This is a genomic window from Inquilinus sp. Marseille-Q2685 (assembly GCF_916619195.1).
GTDB lineage: Bacteria > Pseudomonadota > Alphaproteobacteria > DSM-16000 > Inquilinaceae > Inquilinus.
Genome location: NZ_CAKAKL010000012.1, coordinates 106,253 through 122,734 on the forward strand (window position 1 = coordinate 106,253; position 16,482 = coordinate 122,734).

Annotated in this window: 16 protein-coding genes; 4 read left to right on the forward strand and 12 right to left on the reverse strand. The window is 71.1% G+C overall.

The genetic code is table 11. From position 1 onward, the window contains the following. Positions 1–7 precede the first annotated feature (7 nt). On the forward strand, positions 8–715 hold the full coding sequence (gene mtnC, locus LG391_RS32200) for an acireductone synthase (RefSeq protein WP_225772840.1): 708 nt from the start codon (positions 8–10) through the stop codon (positions 713–715). A gap of 6 nt (positions 716–721) precedes the next feature. Here the strand turns inward: mtnC and LG391_RS32205 are convergent, their stop codons facing one another. Both LG391_RS32205 and LG391_RS32210 read right to left on the reverse strand, forming a co-directional pair. Next, the gene (locus LG391_RS32205) at positions 722–1,351 is read right to left on the reverse strand and encodes an alpha-ketoglutarate-dependent dioxygenase AlkB (RefSeq protein WP_225772842.1); all 630 of its coding nucleotides are present in this window, start codon (positions 1,349–1,351) and stop codon (positions 722–724) included. Then, positions 1,348–2,100: a Crp/Fnr family transcriptional regulator gene (locus LG391_RS32210; RefSeq protein ID WP_225772844.1), complete on the reverse strand. Its 753-nt coding sequence runs from the start codon at positions 2,098–2,100 to the stop codon at positions 1,348–1,350. The genes LG391_RS32205 and LG391_RS32210 overlap by 4 nt, the downstream gene beginning before the upstream one ends. A 273-nt stretch (positions 2,101–2,373) precedes the next feature. Between LG391_RS32210 and LG391_RS32215 the strand changes: the two genes are divergently transcribed. From LG391_RS32215 to LG391_RS32225, 3 genes are read left to right on the forward strand one after another with little or no spacing between them, the layout of a single operon-like run. Then, the gene (locus tag LG391_RS32215) at positions 2,374–2,676 is read left to right on the forward strand and encodes a circadian clock KaiB family protein (protein WP_225772845.1); all 303 of its coding nucleotides are present in this window, start codon (positions 2,374–2,376) and stop codon (positions 2,674–2,676) included. A gap of 4 nt (positions 2,677–2,680) precedes the next feature. Next, a complete protein-coding gene (gene kaiC / locus LG391_RS32220; RefSeq protein ID WP_225772847.1) occupies positions 2,681–4,177 on the forward strand; it encodes a circadian clock protein KaiC in 1,497 nt (498 codons plus the stop codon). Next, positions 4,174–5,322, forward strand: a complete 1,149-nt coding sequence (locus tag LG391_RS32225) for a nitrogen regulation protein NR(II) (protein ID WP_225772849.1) — start codon at positions 4,174–4,176, stop codon at positions 5,320–5,322. Before kaiC ends, LG391_RS32225 begins: the two co-directional genes overlap by 4 nt. Positions 5,323–5,338: 16 nt before the next feature. Here LG391_RS32225 and LG391_RS32230 read toward each other — a convergent pair whose 3' ends face one another. From LG391_RS32230 to LG391_RS32275, 10 genes are read right to left on the reverse strand one after another with little or no spacing between them, the layout of a single operon-like run. Beyond that, entirely contained in the window at positions 5,339–6,439 is a 1,101-nt protein-coding gene (locus LG391_RS32230) for a Xaa-Pro peptidase family protein (RefSeq protein WP_225772851.1), read from the reverse strand. Positions 6,440–6,484: 45 nt separating this feature from the next. Then, complete coding sequence (locus tag LG391_RS32235; protein ID WP_225772853.1) at positions 6,485–7,447, reverse strand: isoaspartyl peptidase/L-asparaginase family protein; 963 nt, start codon at positions 7,445–7,447, stop codon at positions 6,485–6,487. Positions 7,448–7,461: 14 nt separating this feature from the next. Beyond that, the gene (locus tag LG391_RS32240; protein ID WP_225772856.1) at positions 7,462–8,280 is read right to left on the reverse strand and encodes a M55 family metallopeptidase; all 819 of its coding nucleotides are present in this window, start codon (positions 8,278–8,280) and stop codon (positions 7,462–7,464) included. Next, positions 8,277–9,317, reverse strand: a complete 1,041-nt coding sequence (locus tag LG391_RS32245; protein ID WP_225772858.1) for a P1 family peptidase — start codon at positions 9,315–9,317, stop codon at positions 8,277–8,279. Before LG391_RS32245 ends, LG391_RS32240 begins: the two co-directional genes overlap by 4 nt. An 11-nt stretch (positions 9,318–9,328) precedes the next feature. After that, positions 9,329–10,216 carry an ABC transporter permease subunit gene (locus LG391_RS32250; RefSeq protein ID WP_225772860.1) on the reverse strand — a complete coding sequence of 296 codons (888 nt, stop codon included), beginning with the start codon at positions 10,214–10,216 and terminating at the stop codon, positions 9,329–9,331. Continuing rightward, positions 10,213–11,133, reverse strand: a complete 921-nt coding sequence (gene gsiC / locus LG391_RS32255) for a glutathione ABC transporter permease GsiC (RefSeq protein ID WP_225772861.1) — start codon at positions 11,131–11,133, stop codon at positions 10,213–10,215. The genes LG391_RS32250 and gsiC overlap by 4 nt, the downstream gene beginning before the upstream one ends. A 58-nt stretch (positions 11,134–11,191) precedes the next feature. After that, positions 11,192–12,721: a glutathione ABC transporter substrate-binding protein GsiB gene (gsiB, locus tag LG391_RS32260; protein WP_225772863.1), complete on the reverse strand. Its 1,530-nt coding sequence runs from the start codon at positions 12,719–12,721 to the stop codon at positions 11,192–11,194. A 45-nt stretch (positions 12,722–12,766) separates the two neighbouring features. Further along, the gene (locus tag LG391_RS32265) at positions 12,767–14,629 is read right to left on the reverse strand and encodes an ABC transporter ATP-binding protein (protein WP_225772865.1); all 1,863 of its coding nucleotides are present in this window, start codon (positions 14,627–14,629) and stop codon (positions 12,767–12,769) included. Next, complete coding sequence (locus LG391_RS32270; protein ID WP_225772868.1) at positions 14,626–15,474, reverse strand: D-amino acid aminotransferase; 849 nt, start codon at positions 15,472–15,474, stop codon at positions 14,626–14,628. Before LG391_RS32270 ends, LG391_RS32265 begins: the two co-directional genes overlap by 4 nt. Then, positions 15,471–16,361 carry a MurR/RpiR family transcriptional regulator gene (locus LG391_RS32275; RefSeq protein ID WP_255646966.1) on the reverse strand — a complete coding sequence of 297 codons (891 nt, stop codon included), beginning with the start codon at positions 16,359–16,361 and terminating at the stop codon, positions 15,471–15,473. Before LG391_RS32275 ends, LG391_RS32270 begins: the two co-directional genes overlap by 4 nt. Between the last annotated feature and the right edge of the window lie 121 nt (positions 16,362–16,482).

Consider the following 16,482-nt stretch of genomic DNA (forward strand, 5'->3'; position numbering starts at 1 on the left):
GACCGAGATGACCCTGACCTTCCAGACCCACCCGATCGACCTGATCCTGCTCGACATCGAGGGGACGATCAGCTCGCAGCGCTATGTGCTGGACGTGCTGTACCCCTTCGCGCGGGAGCGCATTCCGGTCTTCGTCGCCAAGCACCCGGACCATCCGGTGGTGCAGCGCGCGCTGAAGGAGACGGCAGAGCGGACCGGGCCCGGCCAGGACCCGGTCGCCGCGCTGATCGACTGGCAGGACGCCGACCAGAAGGTGCCGCCGCTGAAGATGCTGCAGGGGCTGGTCTGGGAGGAGGGCTACAAGGAAGGCGCCTTCAAGGGCCATATCTACGACGACGCCCATGCGGCGCTGGAGGGCTGGTACAAGGCCGGCGTGCCGATGCACATCTTCTCCTCCGGCTCGGTCAAGGCGCAGGTCGAGTTCTTCCAGAACTCCAACCGCGGCGACCTGCGGCCCTATTTCGGCCGGCATTACGACACCGATATCGGCGCCAAGGTGGAACCCGACTCCTACCGGAAGATCGCGGCCGATCTGGGGGCCGCGCCCGAGCGCATCCTGTTCCTGACCGACAATCCGCGCGAAGTCGCGGCGGCGCGCCAGGCCGGCGTGCATGTGGTCCAGGTCATCCGCGACGAGTCGGTAAAGCCGGACGAGGCGGGCGCGCCGATCGTGGCGGAGTTCGACCAGCTGCGCGAGCTGGTGGCGTTCGGCTGAGGGGCGTCAGCGCCGCCGGCCCGACAGGCTGCGGAAGGTGACCGACCAGCGCGTCGCCGCCATCTCCGGGATGCTGTGCTCCCATTCGTGCCGCGCCTCCCCGGACAGGTGGTAGGCGGAGCGCGGCGGCAGCGGCAGGGAGATGCGGTCGAAGCCTCCCTCCGGCCTTCGGCGCCGGAAGCGCATCGTCGCCGTGGCGCCGAGTGACACGCCGACCACGTGCTCGAACACCGGCCGGTCCCGGTGCCAGCCGATGCCGGCGCCGGGGTCGTAGCGGATCAGCAACGCCTGGGCGAGCTCCGCCGCGTCGAGCCCGGCAAAGCGGGCCGCCTTCCCCCGCAGCGGCAGCAGCCAGCCCGGGATCGGCTCTGCCGGCCGGAAGCTGCCGTCGTCGAAATCGTAGCGCCAGCCGAAGGTGGCGGTCAGGCGCCGGCCTTCCCAGCCCTGATAGCGGAAGGGCGACAGCCCCGCCGCGTCGATCGCCGCGGTCAGCCGCCGCTCCTCCTCCGGCGTGACGATGTCCTCGACGGTGGCCAGGCCGGCGAGCGGCGGCGGGCCGAACAGGTCGGGCTGCAGGGCAGGTCTCCGTCGTTGCTCCCGGTCATCCGATATGGGGGCCCGCGGGCTCCGCGTCATTTCCCGAAGGCGAATTCGGACGGGTAGACACCCTGCAGCACGTCGTCGAAGTGGCTGCTGACGGCGGCGTTGCATTCGCAGGCGAGGGCGCGCAGCCCGTCCACGTCGCGGACCCCGATGCGGCCCCGCCGCGTCTCGATCACGCCGCGCTCGCGCAGGTCGTGGATGATCCGGCTGAGATAGGTGCGGCCGACGCCGAGGGTGGCGGACAGCTGCTCCTGCGTCAGCGCCACATCGGGGGAACCGGTGCGCTCGATCGCGGCCAGCAACCATTTCGCCGTGCGCTGCTCGATCGAATGGGCGGCGTTGCAGGCGACCGACTGGAACACCTGCGCCATCATGCAGTCGGCATAGCGCGCGAACAGGTGCCGCAGCGTCTGCGACCGGCTCTTCGCCTGCTCCAGATGATGCAGCTCGGCCGGGAAGAGGGCCCCTCCGAGCTGCCCCCCCGCCCGGGCAGGGGCCGGGAGGCGCCCCGGGCTGACGATCCCGCCGATGGCCCCTTCCCGGCCGACCAGGGCCGTCTCGATGGCCCGGCCGTCCTGAAGCACGACCAGATAGGAGATCAGGCTCGATCCCCGTGGGAAATAGGCGCAGCGGACCGTATCGCCCGGATGGTGCAGGATCGTGCCGGTCGGCGCCGACCACTCCTCCAGCATCGGCCTCAGGATCTCCCAGTCTTCGGCCCTGAGGGCGCGCAGCAGGTTGTTGCCGATCTGGTCGGGCGCGTAGTGCGCTGTGTACCCCATCTTGCAATCCCGTTGCGTTGCGTTCCGCCCAATCAACGCCCCCAGAACGGAAAAAGTGTCCACTACTGCACAGACGCGGGGGTGGATCGGGTCTAGAAAGGCGCATTCGGCGCTGGCCAGAGACCTGTTCGAGCACGAGCGGCGGCGCATCGGCTCCCGGGGCGAGACTCGCGCGCTGCCTCGGGAGAATGGAATGCCGAATATCGGAGATTCCTTGGCGGGGCGCCCGGAGCACGCCAACACCGCTTGTTCGCCCGCAGCCAGGCGTGACCGATGACACCACAGCCGCCGCCCGTCCTGGGACCGATCCCGCTTCTGCGGCTCTACGTGGCCGGGCAGACGCCCGGCGCCCGGCGCGCTCTGGAGGGACGGCAGCGCCTGATCGACGCCATGGGCGGGCAGGTCGAGATCGAGATCGTGGACATCCTGGCGGACGGCCCGGCCGCCGAGGCGGCGGGCATCCTGGCGACCCCGACCCTTTCGGACGAGTCCAGCCGCCCGCCGCGGCGCCTGATCGGCGACCTCGGCGACGTCGACCAGGTCCTCGATTTCTTTGGCCTGAAGAGAAGGATCTAGCGTGATGGTTTCGGAGGAGGAGACCGACCTCGACCCTGTGCTCGGTCGCGTGAGGACGGGCATCGAGGCGTTCGACGACCTGGTGATGGGCGGGCTGCCGCGTGGCCGGATGACGATCGTCGGCGGCACGCCCGGCAGCGGCAAGACCGTGTTCGCGACCCAGTTCCTGGCCCATGGCATCGCCGATCTCGGCGAGGCGGGGGTGTTCGTGACCTTCGAGGAATCGCCGACGGAGATCGCGGTGAACATGGCCAGCTTCGGCTGGGACATCGGCCGCTGGCGCGCTGCCGGCAAGCTGGCCTTCGTCGACGCCAGCCCGCGCGACCGCGACGAGGTGGTGCTGGGCGAGTTCGACCTGTCGGGCCTCCTGGCCCGCATCCTGCACGCGGTCGAGACGGTGGACGCCAAGCGCATCGTGCTCGACTCCCTGACCCAGCTGTTCGACCATTTCATCGCCGACCAGTCGGTGGTGCGGCGCGAGCTGCTGCGCATCGCGTCGGCGCTGAAGCAGCGGGGCCTGACGGTGCTGATGACCGCGGAGCGCAACAGCGAATACGGCGAGATCTCGCGCCACCGGATCGAGGAGTTCGTGGCCGACAACGTCGTCATCCTGCGCAACTCCCTCGACCGCGAGCGCCGCCGGCGCACCATCGAGGTGCTGAAGATGCGCGGCAGCCGTCATGTCGAAGGCGAGGTGCCGATCACCCTGCTCGAGCAGAAGGGGATGGTCGCCGTTCCGCTGTCCTCGCTGCGGCTCGAGCAGGAATCGAGCACCAAGCGCGTGACCAGCGGCAACGAGGAGCTGGACCGGATGTGCGGCGGCGGCTTCTTCCGCGACAGCGTGACCCTTGTCAGCGGCGCCACCGGCACCGGCAAGACCCTTCTGGTCACCAACTTCCTCGCCGGCGGCGTGGCGGCGGGGGAGCGCGCGCTCCTGGTCGGCTACGAGGAAAGCCGCGGCCAGCTGTTCCGCAACGCCCGCGGCTGGGGCGTCGATTTCGAGGCGATGGAGGCCAACGGCCGGCTGAAGATCGTCTGCCTCTATCCCGAGGCCCAGGGACTGCCGGACCACCTGCTGATGATCCGCCAGCTGGTCGAGGAGTTCAAACCCGACCGGATCGCGGTCGACAGCCTCTCGGCGCTGGAGCGCATCGCCCCGGAGACCGGGTTCCGCGAATTCCTGATCAGCCTGACCTCCTTCATCAAGAAGCGCGAGATCGCCGGGCTGTGCACCGCCACCAACAAATCGCTGGTCGGTGGCCAGAGCGCCAGCGAGCAGCACATCTCGACCCTGACCGATTCGATCATCCTGCTCCGCTACATCCAGGAGGCCGACCTGATGAATCGCGGCCTGATGGTGCTGAAGATGCGCGGCAGCGAGCACGACAAGCACGTCCGCCGCTTCGCCATCGACGGCGCCGGCATGCATCTCGGGGAGCCGTTCGGCGGCGCGCCCGACGTCTTCGGCGACTCCTCGCTGGCGACACCCGTCCGCTCATGACGGGCCCGTTCACCCCGGCCATGCGGGCGGCGGAGATCACCGACCTGCGGGACGACCGGCGGCTCGCCGGCCTCAGCGAGCCGAGCTTCCGGCTGCTGATCGAGAACACGGCCGACGGCGTGCTCGTCGTCGACCTCGCCGGCACCGTGCTCTACGCCAACCCGGCCGCGGCCGAGATCTTCGGGCATCCGCGCGACGGGCTGCTGCATGTGCCGCTGGGCCGGCCGGTGGCGTCGGGCGAGACCACGGAGATCACGGTCCACCGTCCCGGCCGCGGCCCGGCCGAGGTCCAGATGCGGGTGGTCGAGGTCACCTGGGACGGCGGCCCGGCGCTGCTGGCCAGCCTGCGCGACGTGTCGGCCCAGCGGGCGCGGGAGGAACGCCGCCGCCAGTCGCAGAAGCTCGAGGCCATCGGCCGGCTGACGGCCGGGATCGTCCATGATTTCAACAACCTGCTCACCGTCATCCAGGCCGGGCTGCGGCTCCTGGAGAAACAGATCGCGCGCGACCCGGCCGGCCCGCAGATCCAGGAGATCATCGAGGAGCTGTCGCGCCGGATCCAGAACGGCGGCGCGCTGACCCACCAGCTGCTGGCCTTCTCCCGCCGGCAGCCGCTGACGCCCGAGCCGGTCGACCTCAACCAGCGGATCGAGGCGTTGACCACCATCCTCGAACGGTCGCTCGGCAGCGGCATCGCCATCCGCCGCGGCCTCGTCCCGGCGCTGGGCCCGGTCCTGATCGACGTCAACCAGCTCGATGTCGCCATCCTCAACCTCGCGGTGAACGCCCGGGACGCCATGGCCGGCCGCGGCACGCTGACGATCGAGACCAGCGACGCCCCCGAGGCGATCGAGGACGTGCCGGGGATCGCCGCCACCCATGTCCGGGTGACGGTCGGCGACACCGGCTGCGGCATGAGCCGGGAGGTCCTCGCCCACGTGTTCGAGCCGTTCTTCACGACCAAGGCCGAAGGCGAAGGCACCGGCCTCGGTCTCAGCCAGGTCCACGGCTTCGTCGCCCAGTCGGGCGGGCACATCCGCATCGACAGCGAGGTCGGCCGCGGCACGCGCGTGCACCTGTTCCTGCCCCGGGCCTCATCCTGGACCGGCGAGCCGGAAGATGATGCAAGGCAGCCGGCCGGCTGACCGGCGGCCCGTTTCCTCAGACCCGCGCCACGTGCAGGTCGCGCGGCAGCGCGGACAGGATCTCCGGCCCGTCCTCGCGCAGGATCACGATCTCCTCGAGCCGGATCCCGAAGCGGCCCGGGAGGTAAATGCCGGGCTCGATCGAGAACACCATGCCCTCCTCCAGCACCGTCTCGGAGGTGGCGGTGATGTAGGGCGGCTCGTGGCCGTCGATGCCCATGCCGTGACCGGTGCGGTGGACGAAGTATTCGCCGTAGCCGGCGTCGGCGATGACCTTCCGGGCGGCGGCGTCGACCTCCTTCGCCATCACGCCGGGCTTCGCCGCCTTCAACGCCGCCTGCACCGCCTTCTCGACGATGGTGTGGATCTGGCCATAGCCCTCCGGCGGGCGGCCGATCGCGACCATGCGGGTGATGTCGCTGGGAAAGCCGCCCTTGCGGCCGCCGATGTCGACGACCACGGCGTCGCCCTCTTCCAGCCGGCGCCCGCCGGTCTGGTGGTGCGGGAAGGCGCCGTTGCCGCCGCCGCCGACGATCCAGAAGGCCGGCGAGGCGCCTTCCGAGCTGAAGTGCGCCTTGATCACCGCCGCCAGCTCCAGCTCGGTCATGCCCGGCCTGGCCGCGGCGAAGGCCGCCTGCATGGCGCGGTCGGCGATGCCGGCATTCATCTTCAGTTTGGCGAATTCGGCCGCGTCCTTGCGCATGCGCAGCGCGCCGATGGTGCTGTCGGTGAAGCTGTGCCGCGCGCCCGGCAGCACCCCGAGCAGCAGCAGGGCGAAATCGGCCCGCATCGTCTCGTCCAGCACCACATGCGCCGCATTGGTCGCGCCCACATCGGCGAGGGCCGCCGCCAGCGCCGCGTCCGGCCCGTCGGCGTCGTCCCAGGTGTGGAAGGCGATCGCCGTCTCCTCGCGCGAGCCTTCGGCGTTCAGCACCGGCATCAGGAACGCCTCGCGCTCCGGCCCGATCAGCAGCAGGCAGGGCCGCTCATCGGCATGCGGGTGGAAGCCGGCCGCCCATTGCATGTGCGAGCCGGGCCCGAGCGCGACGAGGTCCACGCCCGCCTCCCGCATCTTTCCGCGCAGCGCCGCCAGCCGCTTCCCCGTATCGACCGCCATCCTGTCCTCCCCGCTCGCGGCGACTCGCCGCCATCGACAGCTATCCTAGACCGCTTCCACCCGGAGGGCCTCGCGGTGGATCGCGGTGCGCAGGGCGCCGTCGGCCCCGACCACGCCGCGATACATGCCCTCGCAGTTGAAGGGCAGCGCGACATGCCCCTGCGCATCGACCGCGATCAGCCCGCCGGAGCCGCCGACAGGGCCGAGAAGCGTCTGCACCACGTCCTCGGCCGCCTGCGCCAGCCCCTGCCCGGCCCAGCGCATGCGGGCGTCGATCTCGTGCCCCGCGGCGTAGCGGATGAAGAACTCGCCATGGCCGGTGGCGGAGACGGCGCAGGTGGCGTTGTCGGCCCAGGTGCCGGCACCGATCACCGGGCTGTCGCCGACCCGGCCCGGAGTCTTGCCGGTCATGCCGCCGGTCGAGGTGGCGGCGGCGAGGTTGCCGGCGGCGTCGCAGGCCACGGCGCCGACCGTGCCATGCTTCCGCGCCGGGTCGCCGTCGTCCGGCAGGGCCTGGCGGCGACGCTCCAGTTCCTCCTGCAGCGCCTGCCAGCGCCGCTCGGTGCGGAACCAGGACGGGTCCATATGCTCCAGCCCGGCCTCGCGGCAGAAGCGGCGCGCCCCCTCGCCGGCCAGGAAGACGTGCTCGGTCCGCTCCATCACCGCGCGGGCGGCGAGGACCGGGTGGCGCGGGCCGCAGATGCCGGCGATGGCGCCGGCGCGCCGGTCGCGCCCGTCCATCACCGCCGCATCCATCTCGTTCTCGCCGGCGCTGGTGAAGACGGCGCCGCGGCCGGCGTTGAACAGCGGGTCCTCCTCCAGCGCCATCACCGCGGCGGTGACGGCGTCGAGCGCCGAGCCGCCGGCCGCCAGGACGAGGTAGCCAGCGCGGAGCGCGGCGCGCAGCCCCTGGTGATAGGCCTCCTCCCGCTCCGGAGTCAGCGACTCGCGGCGGATGGTGCCGGCGCCGCCATGGATCGCCAGGACGGCGCGGGATGGGTCGGTCATCGAAGCCTCGGGGTTCAGCGCAAGAAGGCGGTCATGGCGGACACGGCGTTCATCCAGCGGATGGCGTCGGCGACGCTGCCGGCCGGCAGGGCCACGGTGACGCCGTCGCGGCGTTCGGCCGGCGGCAGGGTGGCGGCGAGGTCGGCCAGGGCCGGGCCGCCCATCTCCAGCTCCAGCATGTACGGCCCGTCGATGCGGAAGGGCGGGATCGAGCCGGCGCGGCGGACGGCGCGGGCCGCCGCTTCGCGCAGGGCCGCGCGGGCGGCCGGCAGCGGCAGCGACCGGGCGGCGCGGTTGCCTAGCGCCTGCTTGGTCTGGACGAACTCGGCCTCGGGGAAATGCTCGCGCAGCTCGGCGACGCAACGGTCGTCGCCGGAGACCATGGCCACCGGCACGCCCAGGCTGCCGGCATAGGCGCCGTAGATCCCGGCCTCGCCCAGCGGCCGGCCGTTCAGGCGCACGGCGCGGAAGGCGAAGCCGTTGGTGGTGTGGGCCAGCACGCCCTGCTCCGACGCCCGGGCGTGGTAGCCGAGGCAGAGCACCGCCGCATGGCCGGCATCGAGCCCGGCGAACATGTTGAGCGGCTTCGGCTTGCCCTGGATCAGCTCCGCCGCCGGGTGCAGCAGCTCCGGCAGCAGGTTGGTCATCGGGCCGTGAGCGTCGTTGACCAGGATCCCGGTGGCGCCGCCCTCCAGCGCGCCCTCGATCGCGGCGTTGACCTCCTCGGTCATCAGCCGCCGGGCGCGCTCGTACTCGCCGCTGCCCGGCTGGCCCTGCTGCGGCGAGACCACGCCGGCCACACCCTCGATATCCGACGAGATGTAGATCCTCATGTCCGCTCCTCCGCCTCCAGCCAATCCGCGAGCGAGGGCCGGCTGTGGCCCAGGCGGCCGACGGCGGGCCCGGCGGCGCAGAGGGCGTTCAGCACCGCCTCCTGCGTCGCTTCCGCCGCGGCCTGGAACAGCCGGTCGATGCGCGCCTCGTTGAGCGCCCGGATCGGGACCAGGTCGCGCTTCTGGTCGTGGTCCACCGGATCGGCGGTGGTGAAGCCGAGGGCGATGTCGCCGCTGCCGTGCCCCCAGAAGGCGCCGAGCCGGGCCAGGCCGGCGCCGCAGCGCTTGGTGACGCGGTGCAGCTGGCGGTGCTCCAGCGGCACGTCGGTCGCCAGGACGACGATCACCGAACCTTTCTCGGGTGTCGGCTCGGAGGGCGGGGCCGGGCGCCGGCCGTCGGGCAGCACCAGGTCGCCGGCGCGGCCGAAATTGGCCAGAACCAGCACGCCGAGATGGTGGTGCGTGCGGTCGAGCTTGACCCGGCGCGAGGCGGTGCCGATGCCGCCCTTGAAGCCGAAGCTGCTCATCCCCGTGCCGGCGCCGACCGAGCCCTGGCCGACGCGGCCGCCGCTGGCGGCCTTGATCGCCTCCAGCGCGTCGGTCTCGGTCACCGCCAGGGCCTGGATGTCGGACAGGTAGCCGTCATTGCATTCCAGCACCACCGGGTTGACCGTGCCGGTCTCGCGCCCGATGTCGGGGTTGGCCGCGATGGCGGCGCGGATCAGCGCCGTGGCGCAGGTGCCGACGGCGAAGGTGTTGGTCAGCAGGATCGGCGTCTCGACCGTCCCCAGCTCTGCCACCTGCATCAGCCCGGCGCTCTTGCCGAAGCCGTTGATCACCTCGACCGCGGCGCGGGCCTTGGCCCGGAACAGGTTGCCGGCATGCGGCAGGACGGCGGTGACGCCGGTCAGCACGTCGCCGGCATGCATGCTGAGATGGCCGACCAGTACGCCCGGCACATCGGTGATGGCGTTCAGCGGCCCGGTCGGCAGCGTGCCGCAGACCAGGCCGAAATCGCGGGCGAGACGGGCCGTCACCGATGCCTCCCTCAGGTCTTCAGCTTCGGGTCCAGCGCGTCGCGCAGCCCGTCGCCGAGCAGGTTGAAGGCCAGCACGGTGACGAAGATCGCGATGCCGGGGAAGAGGGTGATGTGGTCGGCGACGCCGAGATAGCTGCGCCCGTCGGCCAGCATCGCCCCCCATTCCGGGCTGGGCGGCTGGGCGCCGAGGCCGATGAAGCTGAGGCTGGCCGCGGTCAGGATCGAGGTGCCGATGCGCATCGAGAAATAGACGATCACGCTGGGCAGGGTGCCCGGCAGGATGTGGCGCAGCATCAGCAGGCGATGGCGCACGCCGATCGCCCGGGCGGCGTCGACATAGACGGTCTGCTTGATCGCGAGCGTGCTGCCGCGCACCAGCCGGGCGAAGACCGGCACGCTGAACACGGCGACGGCGTAGATCACGTTGTCGATGCCGGGCCCCAGCACGGCGATGACGCCGATCGCCAGGATGATGCCCGGGAAGGCCAGCAGCACGTCGCAGAGGCGCATCACGAAGCCGTCGATCCAGCCACCGTAGAAGCCGCTGACGAGGCCGAGCAGGATGCCGGCGACGCCGCCCAGCGTCACCGACAGGAAGCCGACGGCCAGCGAGATGCGGGCGCCGAAGACGATGCGGCTGAGGATGTCGCGGCCATAGGCGTCGGTGCCGGCGAGATGGGCCCAGGACGGGCCTTCCAGCACCCGCTCGTAATCCGGCGCGGCGAGGTCGTAGGGGGCGATCCAGGGCGCCAGGACGGCCACGACCACCAGCGCCGCCAGGAACAGCCCGGCGGCCACGGCGATCTTCTGCCGGCGGAAGCGGCGCCAGAACTCGCGGAAGGGGGAGCGCACGCTCTCGGCGCGGACCGGCGCGGCGGGGGTGACGACGGCGCTCATCGGTAGCGGATCTCCGGGTTGGCGAGCGCGTAGAGCATGTCGACGGCCAGGTTGATCAGGATGAACTCGATCGAGAACAAGAGGATCTCGGCCTGGATCACCGGATAGTCGCGGTAGGAGACGCTGTCGACCAGGAGACGGCCGAGGCCGGGCCAGGAGAACACGGTCTCGACCACGATCGAGCCGCCGAGCAGGAAGCCGAACTGCAGCCCGACCATGGTGATGATCGGGATCAGCGCGTTGCGCAGCGTGTGCTTCCAGATCACCGCGCGCTCGAACACGCCCTTGGCCCGGGCGGTGCGGACATAGTCCTCGCGCGAGATCTCGATGAAGGCGGAGCGGGTGAAGCGCGCCATCACCGCGGCGACGCCGAGGCCGAGCGTGACCGAGGGCATGACGAAATGCTGCCAGGTGCCGTAGCCGCCGGTCGGCAACCAGCCGAGATCGACCGAGAACACGCCGATCAAGAGGAGGCCGAGCCAGAAAGAGGGGAAAGAGATGCCGGAGACGGCCAGCACCATGCCGCCGTAATCCTGCCAGCGGCCGCGCTTGACCGCGGACAGGACGCCGATCAGCAGGCCGACCGCGACCGCCCAGGCCATGCTGACCACGGTCAGCCAGACCGTCGGCATCAGCCGCTCGCCGATCTCGTCGGCCACCGGCCGGCGGGTCTTCAGCGAGGTGCCGAGCTCGCCCTGCGCGATATGGCCGAGGAAGGTCAGGTACTGCTCAACCAGCGGCCGGTCGAGGCCGAGGTCGGCGCGCACCAGGGCGATGTCCTCCGCGGTCGCGTCCGGCCCGGCCACCAGCCGCGCCGGGTCGCCCGGCAGCATGTGGACGAAGCCGAAGACCAGGAGGGAGATGACCAGCATCACCGGGACGATGCCGAGGAGACGCCGGATCAGATAGTGCAGCATGGGGGCTCCGAAGACCGCCCGCCCTTCGGCACAGGGCCGGAGGGCGGGCGGGGAAGGCTTACTGGAACGCCGCGTCCTCGACGATGTAGGCGCGGTCGGGCAGCACGTAGACGCCGGAGAGGTCCTTGCTCCGGGCGCTCAGCACATGGTCGACGCCGAGCGAGATCCAGGGCGCGTCCTGCCAGATCAGGGACTGCGCCTTGGCATAGGCCTCGGCCCGCTTGCCCTCGTCGGCGGTGGCGACAGCCGCCTCCAGCGCCGCGTCCACCTCCGGGTTGGAGTAGTAGGCGACGTTGAACAGCTTCGGCGGGAAGCCCTTGCCCCACAGCAGCGGCCGCAGCGCCCAGTCGGCGTCGCCGGTCGAGGACGACCAGCCGCCGTAGTACATCTGCACCGTCGCGTCCTCGGGCTTCTGCACGCCCCAGACCTTGTCGGCGAGGACGCCGGATTCGAGCGGCGTCACCTGAGCCTTGACCCCGATCTGGGCCAACTGCTGCTGCAGGAACTGGGTCGCCCGGATGGCCGTGGTGTTGTTGCCGGACCACAACACGGCCTCGAAGCCGTCGGGATATCCCGCCTCGGCCAGGAGTTGCTTGGCCTTGGCCGGGTCATAGGGCCAGACGCCCTGCTTGGCGTAGAACTTCAGCTTCGGCGGCATCGGCGAATCCGCCGGGTCGCAATAGCCGCTCAGCACCACCTTGCAAAAGGCGTTGCGGTCGACCGCATAGTTCAGCGCCTGGCGGACGCGGACGTCGTCGAACGGCTTCTTGTGGGTGTTCAGCGCCACATACCAGTTCACGATCGACGGCCCGTCGACGATGGTGAGGTTCGGGTTGCGCTCCAGCACCTTCATCATCTCCGGCGGCACCGGGTGGATGAACTGGGCCTCGCCGGCCTGCAGCATGGCGACGCGGCTGCCGCTCTCCGGCACGCTGCGGATGGTGACGCCGTCGACCTTCGGCTGGCCTTCCTTCCAGTAGGCGTCGTTCTTCACCGCCTCCAGCGTGTCGGCGGACCAGGACTTGAACTTGAACGGGCCGGTGCCGACCGGGTTGCGGCCGATGTCCTTGCCGTATTTCTCCAGCGCCGCCGGGCTGATGATCATCGCCCCGGCATGCGCCAGGTTGTTGACCAGGGCGCCGAACGGCTCTTTCAGCACCACCTTGGCGGTGGCGTCGTCGACCACCTCGACATGGTCCAGCATCGACACCAGCGACTGGCGCTTCAGCTTGTTGTCGGGGTTGGCCAGGCGCTCGAGGCCGATCTTCACCGCCTGGGCGTTGAAGTCGGTGCCGTCGTGGAACTTGACGCCCTTGCGCAGATGGAAGGTGTAGACCTTCGCGTCGTCGCTGACCTCGTAGCTCTCGGCCAGCACCGGCACGAGCTGCATGTTCTGATCGAAGCCGTAGAGGCCCTGATAGAACAGCCGGGTCGCCGCCTGCGACGCCGTCTCGTTGATGTTGGACGGGTCGAGCCCGGTCAGGTTCTGGTCGATGCCGACGACCAGGGGCTTCGCCATCGCCGCCCCGGGCAGCGCCATCAGCGCGGCCAAGGCGCAGGCGGCGAGGTGCCGTTTCCAGCTTTGCATCGGTTCTGTCCTCCTCTGTTTACTCTGATTCACAATCGGGCCGGCTCAGCCGAAATCGCCGACCCGGTGGCGGGCGACGAAATGGCCCGGCCCGACGGGTTCGAGCGGCCGCACCAGCGGCTCGTCGCCCAACAAGCGGATCGGGCTCGGAATCTCGCCCTCGATCAGGCTGGTGTCGCGGTTGCGCCGGGCGGGGTCCGCCACCGGCACCGCGGCCATCAGCCGGCGGGTGTAGGGGTGCTGCGGGTTCTCGAACACGGCCTGGCGCGGCCCGATCTCGACGATCTGGCCGAGATACATCACCGCGACGCGGTGGCTGACCCGCTCCACCACCGCCATGTCGTGCGAGATGAACAGGTAGGACAGGCCGTGCCGCGCCTGCAGGTCCATCAGCAGGTTCACCACCTGGGCCTGGATCGAGACGTCGAGCGCCGCCACCGCCTCGTCGGCGATGATCAGCTTCGGCTCCGACGCCAGCGCGCGGGCGATGCAGATGCGCTGGCGCTGGCCGCCCGAGAACTCGTGCGGGTAGCGCTTGGCATGCTCCGGCCTGAGGCCGACCTGGGTCAGCAGGTCGGCCACGCGCTGCTCCACCGCCCGGCCGCGGGCAAGCCCATGGGTCAGCAGCGGCTCGGCGATCGAGAAGCCGACCGTCAGCCGCGGGTTCAGCGAGGCGAAGGGGTCCTGAAAGACGTACTGGATCTTCTGCCGCAGCCGGCGCCGCTCCTCCGCCTTCATCTCGGCCATGGCCCGGCCCTCGAAGCGGATGGTGCCGGACGAGGGCTCCAGCAGCTGCATGATAGTGCGGCCGGTGGTGGACTTGCCGCAGCCGCTCTCGCCGACGAGGGCCAGGGTCTCGCCCGGCTGCAGGGCGAAGCTGACCTGCTCCACCGCATGCACCCGGGCGGCCAGCCGGCCGAACACGCCGCGGCGCACGTCGAAGCGGGTCGAGAGTCTGTCGACCTCCAGCAGCGGGGCCGCGCCCGCCCGCACCGTGTCCTGCGGCGCCGGCGGCGGCTCCTTCGATCCGTCGACGCGGACCAGCGGGAAGCGCGCCGGCAGGGGCTGGCCCTGCAGGCTGCCCAGCTTCGGCACCGCCGACAGCAGCGCCCGGGTGTAGGGGTGCTGCGGCGCCGCGAAGATCCGTTCGGTCGGCCCCTCCTCCACCTTGCGGCCCTGGTACATGACCACGACCCGGTCGGCGACCTCGGCCACCACGCCCATGTCGTGGGTGATGAACATCACCGCCATGCCCATCTCGCGCTGCAGCTGGCGGATCAGCCGCAGGATCTGGGCCTGGATTGTGACGTCGAGCGCCGTGGTCGGCTCGTCCGCGATCAGCAGCTTGGGCCGGCAGGACAGCGCCATGGCGATCATCACCCGCTGCCGCATGCCGCCGGACAGCTGGTGCGGGTGGCGGTCGAGCATCCGCTTCGCCTCCGCGATCCGCACCCGCTCCAGCATGCGCAGCGCCTCGGCCCGCGCCGCCTTGGCATCCTTGCCCTGGTGCAGCATCACCGCCTCGGCGATCTGGTCGCCGATGGTGAAGACCGGGTTCAGCGAGGTCATCGGCTCCTGGAAGATCATCGCGATCTCGTCGCCGCGCAGCGACCGCAGCGCGTCGGCCGGGGCCTGCGCCAAGTCGCGCACCTGCCCGTCGCGGCCGCGGAAGCGCACCGCGCCGCGCGCGATCTTCCCGCCGCCGTAGTCCACCAACCGGATCAGGCTGAGCGAGGTGACCGACTTGCCGGAGCCGGATTCGCCGACCACCGCCACGGTCTCGCCCGGGGCGATGGCGAAGCTGAGATCCTCGACCGCGGTGACAGGGCCGTCCTCGGTCCGGAACCGGACCGTCAGCCCGTCGACCTCGATCAGCGGCCCCCCTTTTGCTGTCAGGGCCGCGGTCATGCCGGCAGACCGACCAGGCGGTCGAAGGCGTCGCGCACCTGCCGCCACACCGGCCCGGGCCGGCCGGAGCCGACCGCAGCGCCGTCCAGCCGCACGATCGGCGCCAGCTCCTTGGTCGTGCTGGTGATCCAGATCTCGTCGGCGGCGCGCAGTTCCGCCTCGGCCACGTCGCGCTCCTCGACCGCGATGCCGAGCCCGGCGGCCAGGCGGATCGCGAGGCGGCGGTTGATGCCGTCGAGGATGCGGTGGTCTGCGACCGGCGTCGCCACCCGGCCGTCCCTGACGACGAAGACGTTGCTGGCGGCGCATTCGCTGACCAGGCCGTCGCGCAGCATCACCGTTTCCAGCGCCCCGGCCTCGGCCGCGTTCTGGGCGGCGAGGACGGAGGGCAGGAGCGCGATCGACTTGATGTCGCAGCGCAGCCAGCGGATGTCGGGGGCCGAGACCAGGGCGAAGCCGTCCTCCAGCTGCGCCCGGCCGAGGCGCTTCAGCGTGCCGGCGAAGGCGAGGATGCTGGCCTGGGCCGAAGCCGGAAAGGCGTGGCTGCGCTGGGCCGGGGCGCCGCGGGTGACCTGCATGTAGATGGTCGCGGCCGGGCGCGGCGCGGTCTCCGCCAGGCGCCGGAACACCGCGGCGAGCGCGGCGCGGTCGAGGCCCGGATCAATCCGGACGGCGGCGAGGCTGCGGGCCAGCCGGTCGAGATGGGCGTCCAGCTCGAAGATCCGGCCGTCATAGACCGCCACCACCTCGTAGACGCCGTCGGCGAAGAGGAAGCCGCGGTCCAGCGGCGAGACCTTGACCTCGTCGAGGGGGAGATAGGAACCGTTCCAGTAGGCGAGAGTCATCGTCGGCGTTCCGGGGCAAGAGGGCGGGGACGCCGGACGGCGGTCGGGGCGTCCTCGACGAGAAGGTAGGGCCTGATCTCCTCGATCAGCTCGGCCGCGCCGGCGACCGTGCCGCGGCGCCGGGCGATGGCGCCGGCCAGCGCCTCTGCCACCGCCATCACCGCGATCGAGGAGCCGTGCAGCACGTCGTGCTCGGCCGGGCCGAACAGGGCGGCGTCGCTGTCGGGCACCAGCGGCGACGCCGGGCCGTCGGTCAGCGCCAGCACCCGCAGGCCGCGCGCCTTGGCCTGGCGCAGCAGGTCGATGGTGGCGCGGGAATAGCGCGGCACCGAGATCGGGACCAGCAGGTCGCCCTCGCCGAAGCGGAGGAGCTGGCGGACCATGCGCTCGGTCCCGCCGGTTCCGTCCAGCACCTCGACCGAGGGGCAGTAGGGCAGCAGCAGCTCCGCCAGGAACCGCGCGATGACCGCGCTGATGCCGAGGCCGAGCGGCACCACCCGGCTTGCGCCCAGCACCAGCTCAACGGCGCGGGCGCATCCGTCCTCGGTCAACAGCCCGGCGGCCTGGCCGAGATTGGCCGACACCCTGTCGAGCGATCCGCGCAGCACGGCATGGGCGGAGTCGGCCCCCTGCTGCGTCGCCCGCAGCTTCTCGACCGGGGCCAGCGCGCGCTGGAACTGCTGCAGCAGCTCGGACCGGAACTCGGGGAAGCCGCCGAAGCCGAGACGGTGGGCGAAGCGGTTGGCGGTGGCGACCGAGACGGACGCGGCGCCGGCCAGCTCCTCGATCCCCATCGTCGCCGCACGGAACGGGTGCGCCAGGACGAAATCCGCCAACCGCCGATGCGCCGGGGAGAGCGCGTCGACGCTCTGCGCCAGCCGGTTCATCAGGGTCTGCGGCGAGTCCTGGGGCATGCAGCGAGGGGCAAGGAACGGATGAAAAGCCGCCGGGCGGCGGATGAAAATTCTTCTGTCATTCACCTCTCGATATGTAAAGTTTTTTTCATAT

What these genes read in the sequence shown, in the direction of transcription:
- LG391_RS32225 (WP_225772849.1), top strand. Translation starts at nt 4,174, where the DNA reads ATGACGGGCCCGTTCACCCCGGCCATGCGGGCGGCGGAGATCACCGAC.
- LG391_RS32240 (WP_225772856.1), bottom strand. Translation starts at nt 8,280, where the DNA reads ATGAGGATCTACATCTCGTCGGATATCGAGGGTGTGGCCGGCGTGGTC.
- gsiC (WP_225772861.1), bottom strand. Translation starts at nt 11,133, where the DNA reads ATGCTGCACTATCTGATCCGGCGTCTCCTCGGCATCGTCCCGGTGATG.
- LG391_RS32210 (WP_225772844.1), bottom strand. Translation starts at nt 2,100, where the DNA reads ATGGGGTACACAGCGCACTACGCGCCCGACCAGATCGGCAACAACCTG.
- LG391_RS32265 (WP_225772865.1), bottom strand. Translation starts at nt 14,629, where the DNA reads ATGACCGCGGCCCTGACAGCAAAAGGGGGGCCGCTGATCGAGGTCGAC.
- LG391_RS32250 (WP_225772860.1), bottom strand. Translation starts at nt 10,216, where the DNA reads ATGAGCGCCGTCGTCACCCCCGCCGCGCCGGTCCGCGCCGAGAGCGTG.
- mtnC (WP_225772840.1), top strand. Translation starts at nt 8, where the DNA reads ATGACCCTGACCTTCCAGACCCACCCGATCGACCTGATCCTGCTCGAC.
- LG391_RS32205 (WP_225772842.1), bottom strand. Translation starts at nt 1,351, where the DNA reads ATGACGCGGAGCCCGCGGGCCCCCATATCGGATGACCGGGAGCAACGA.
- LG391_RS32230 (WP_225772851.1), bottom strand. Translation starts at nt 6,439, where the DNA reads ATGGCGGTCGATACGGGGAAGCGGCTGGCGGCGCTGCGCGGAAAGATG.
- LG391_RS32215 (WP_225772845.1), top strand. Translation starts at nt 2,374, where the DNA reads ATGACACCACAGCCGCCGCCCGTCCTGGGACCGATCCCGCTTCTGCGG.
- LG391_RS32275 (WP_255646966.1), bottom strand. Translation starts at nt 16,361, where the DNA reads ATGAACCGGCTGGCGCAGAGCGTCGACGCGCTCTCCCCGGCGCATCGG.
- kaiC (WP_225772847.1), top strand. Translation starts at nt 2,681, where the DNA reads ATGGTTTCGGAGGAGGAGACCGACCTCGACCCTGTGCTCGGTCGCGTG.
- LG391_RS32270 (WP_225772868.1), bottom strand. Translation starts at nt 15,474, where the DNA reads ATGACTCTCGCCTACTGGAACGGTTCCTATCTCCCCCTCGACGAGGTC.
- gsiB (WP_225772863.1), bottom strand. Translation starts at nt 12,721, where the DNA reads ATGCAAAGCTGGAAACGGCACCTCGCCGCCTGCGCCTTGGCCGCGCTG.
- LG391_RS32235 (WP_225772853.1), bottom strand. Translation starts at nt 7,447, where the DNA reads ATGACCGACCCATCCCGCGCCGTCCTGGCGATCCATGGCGGCGCCGGC.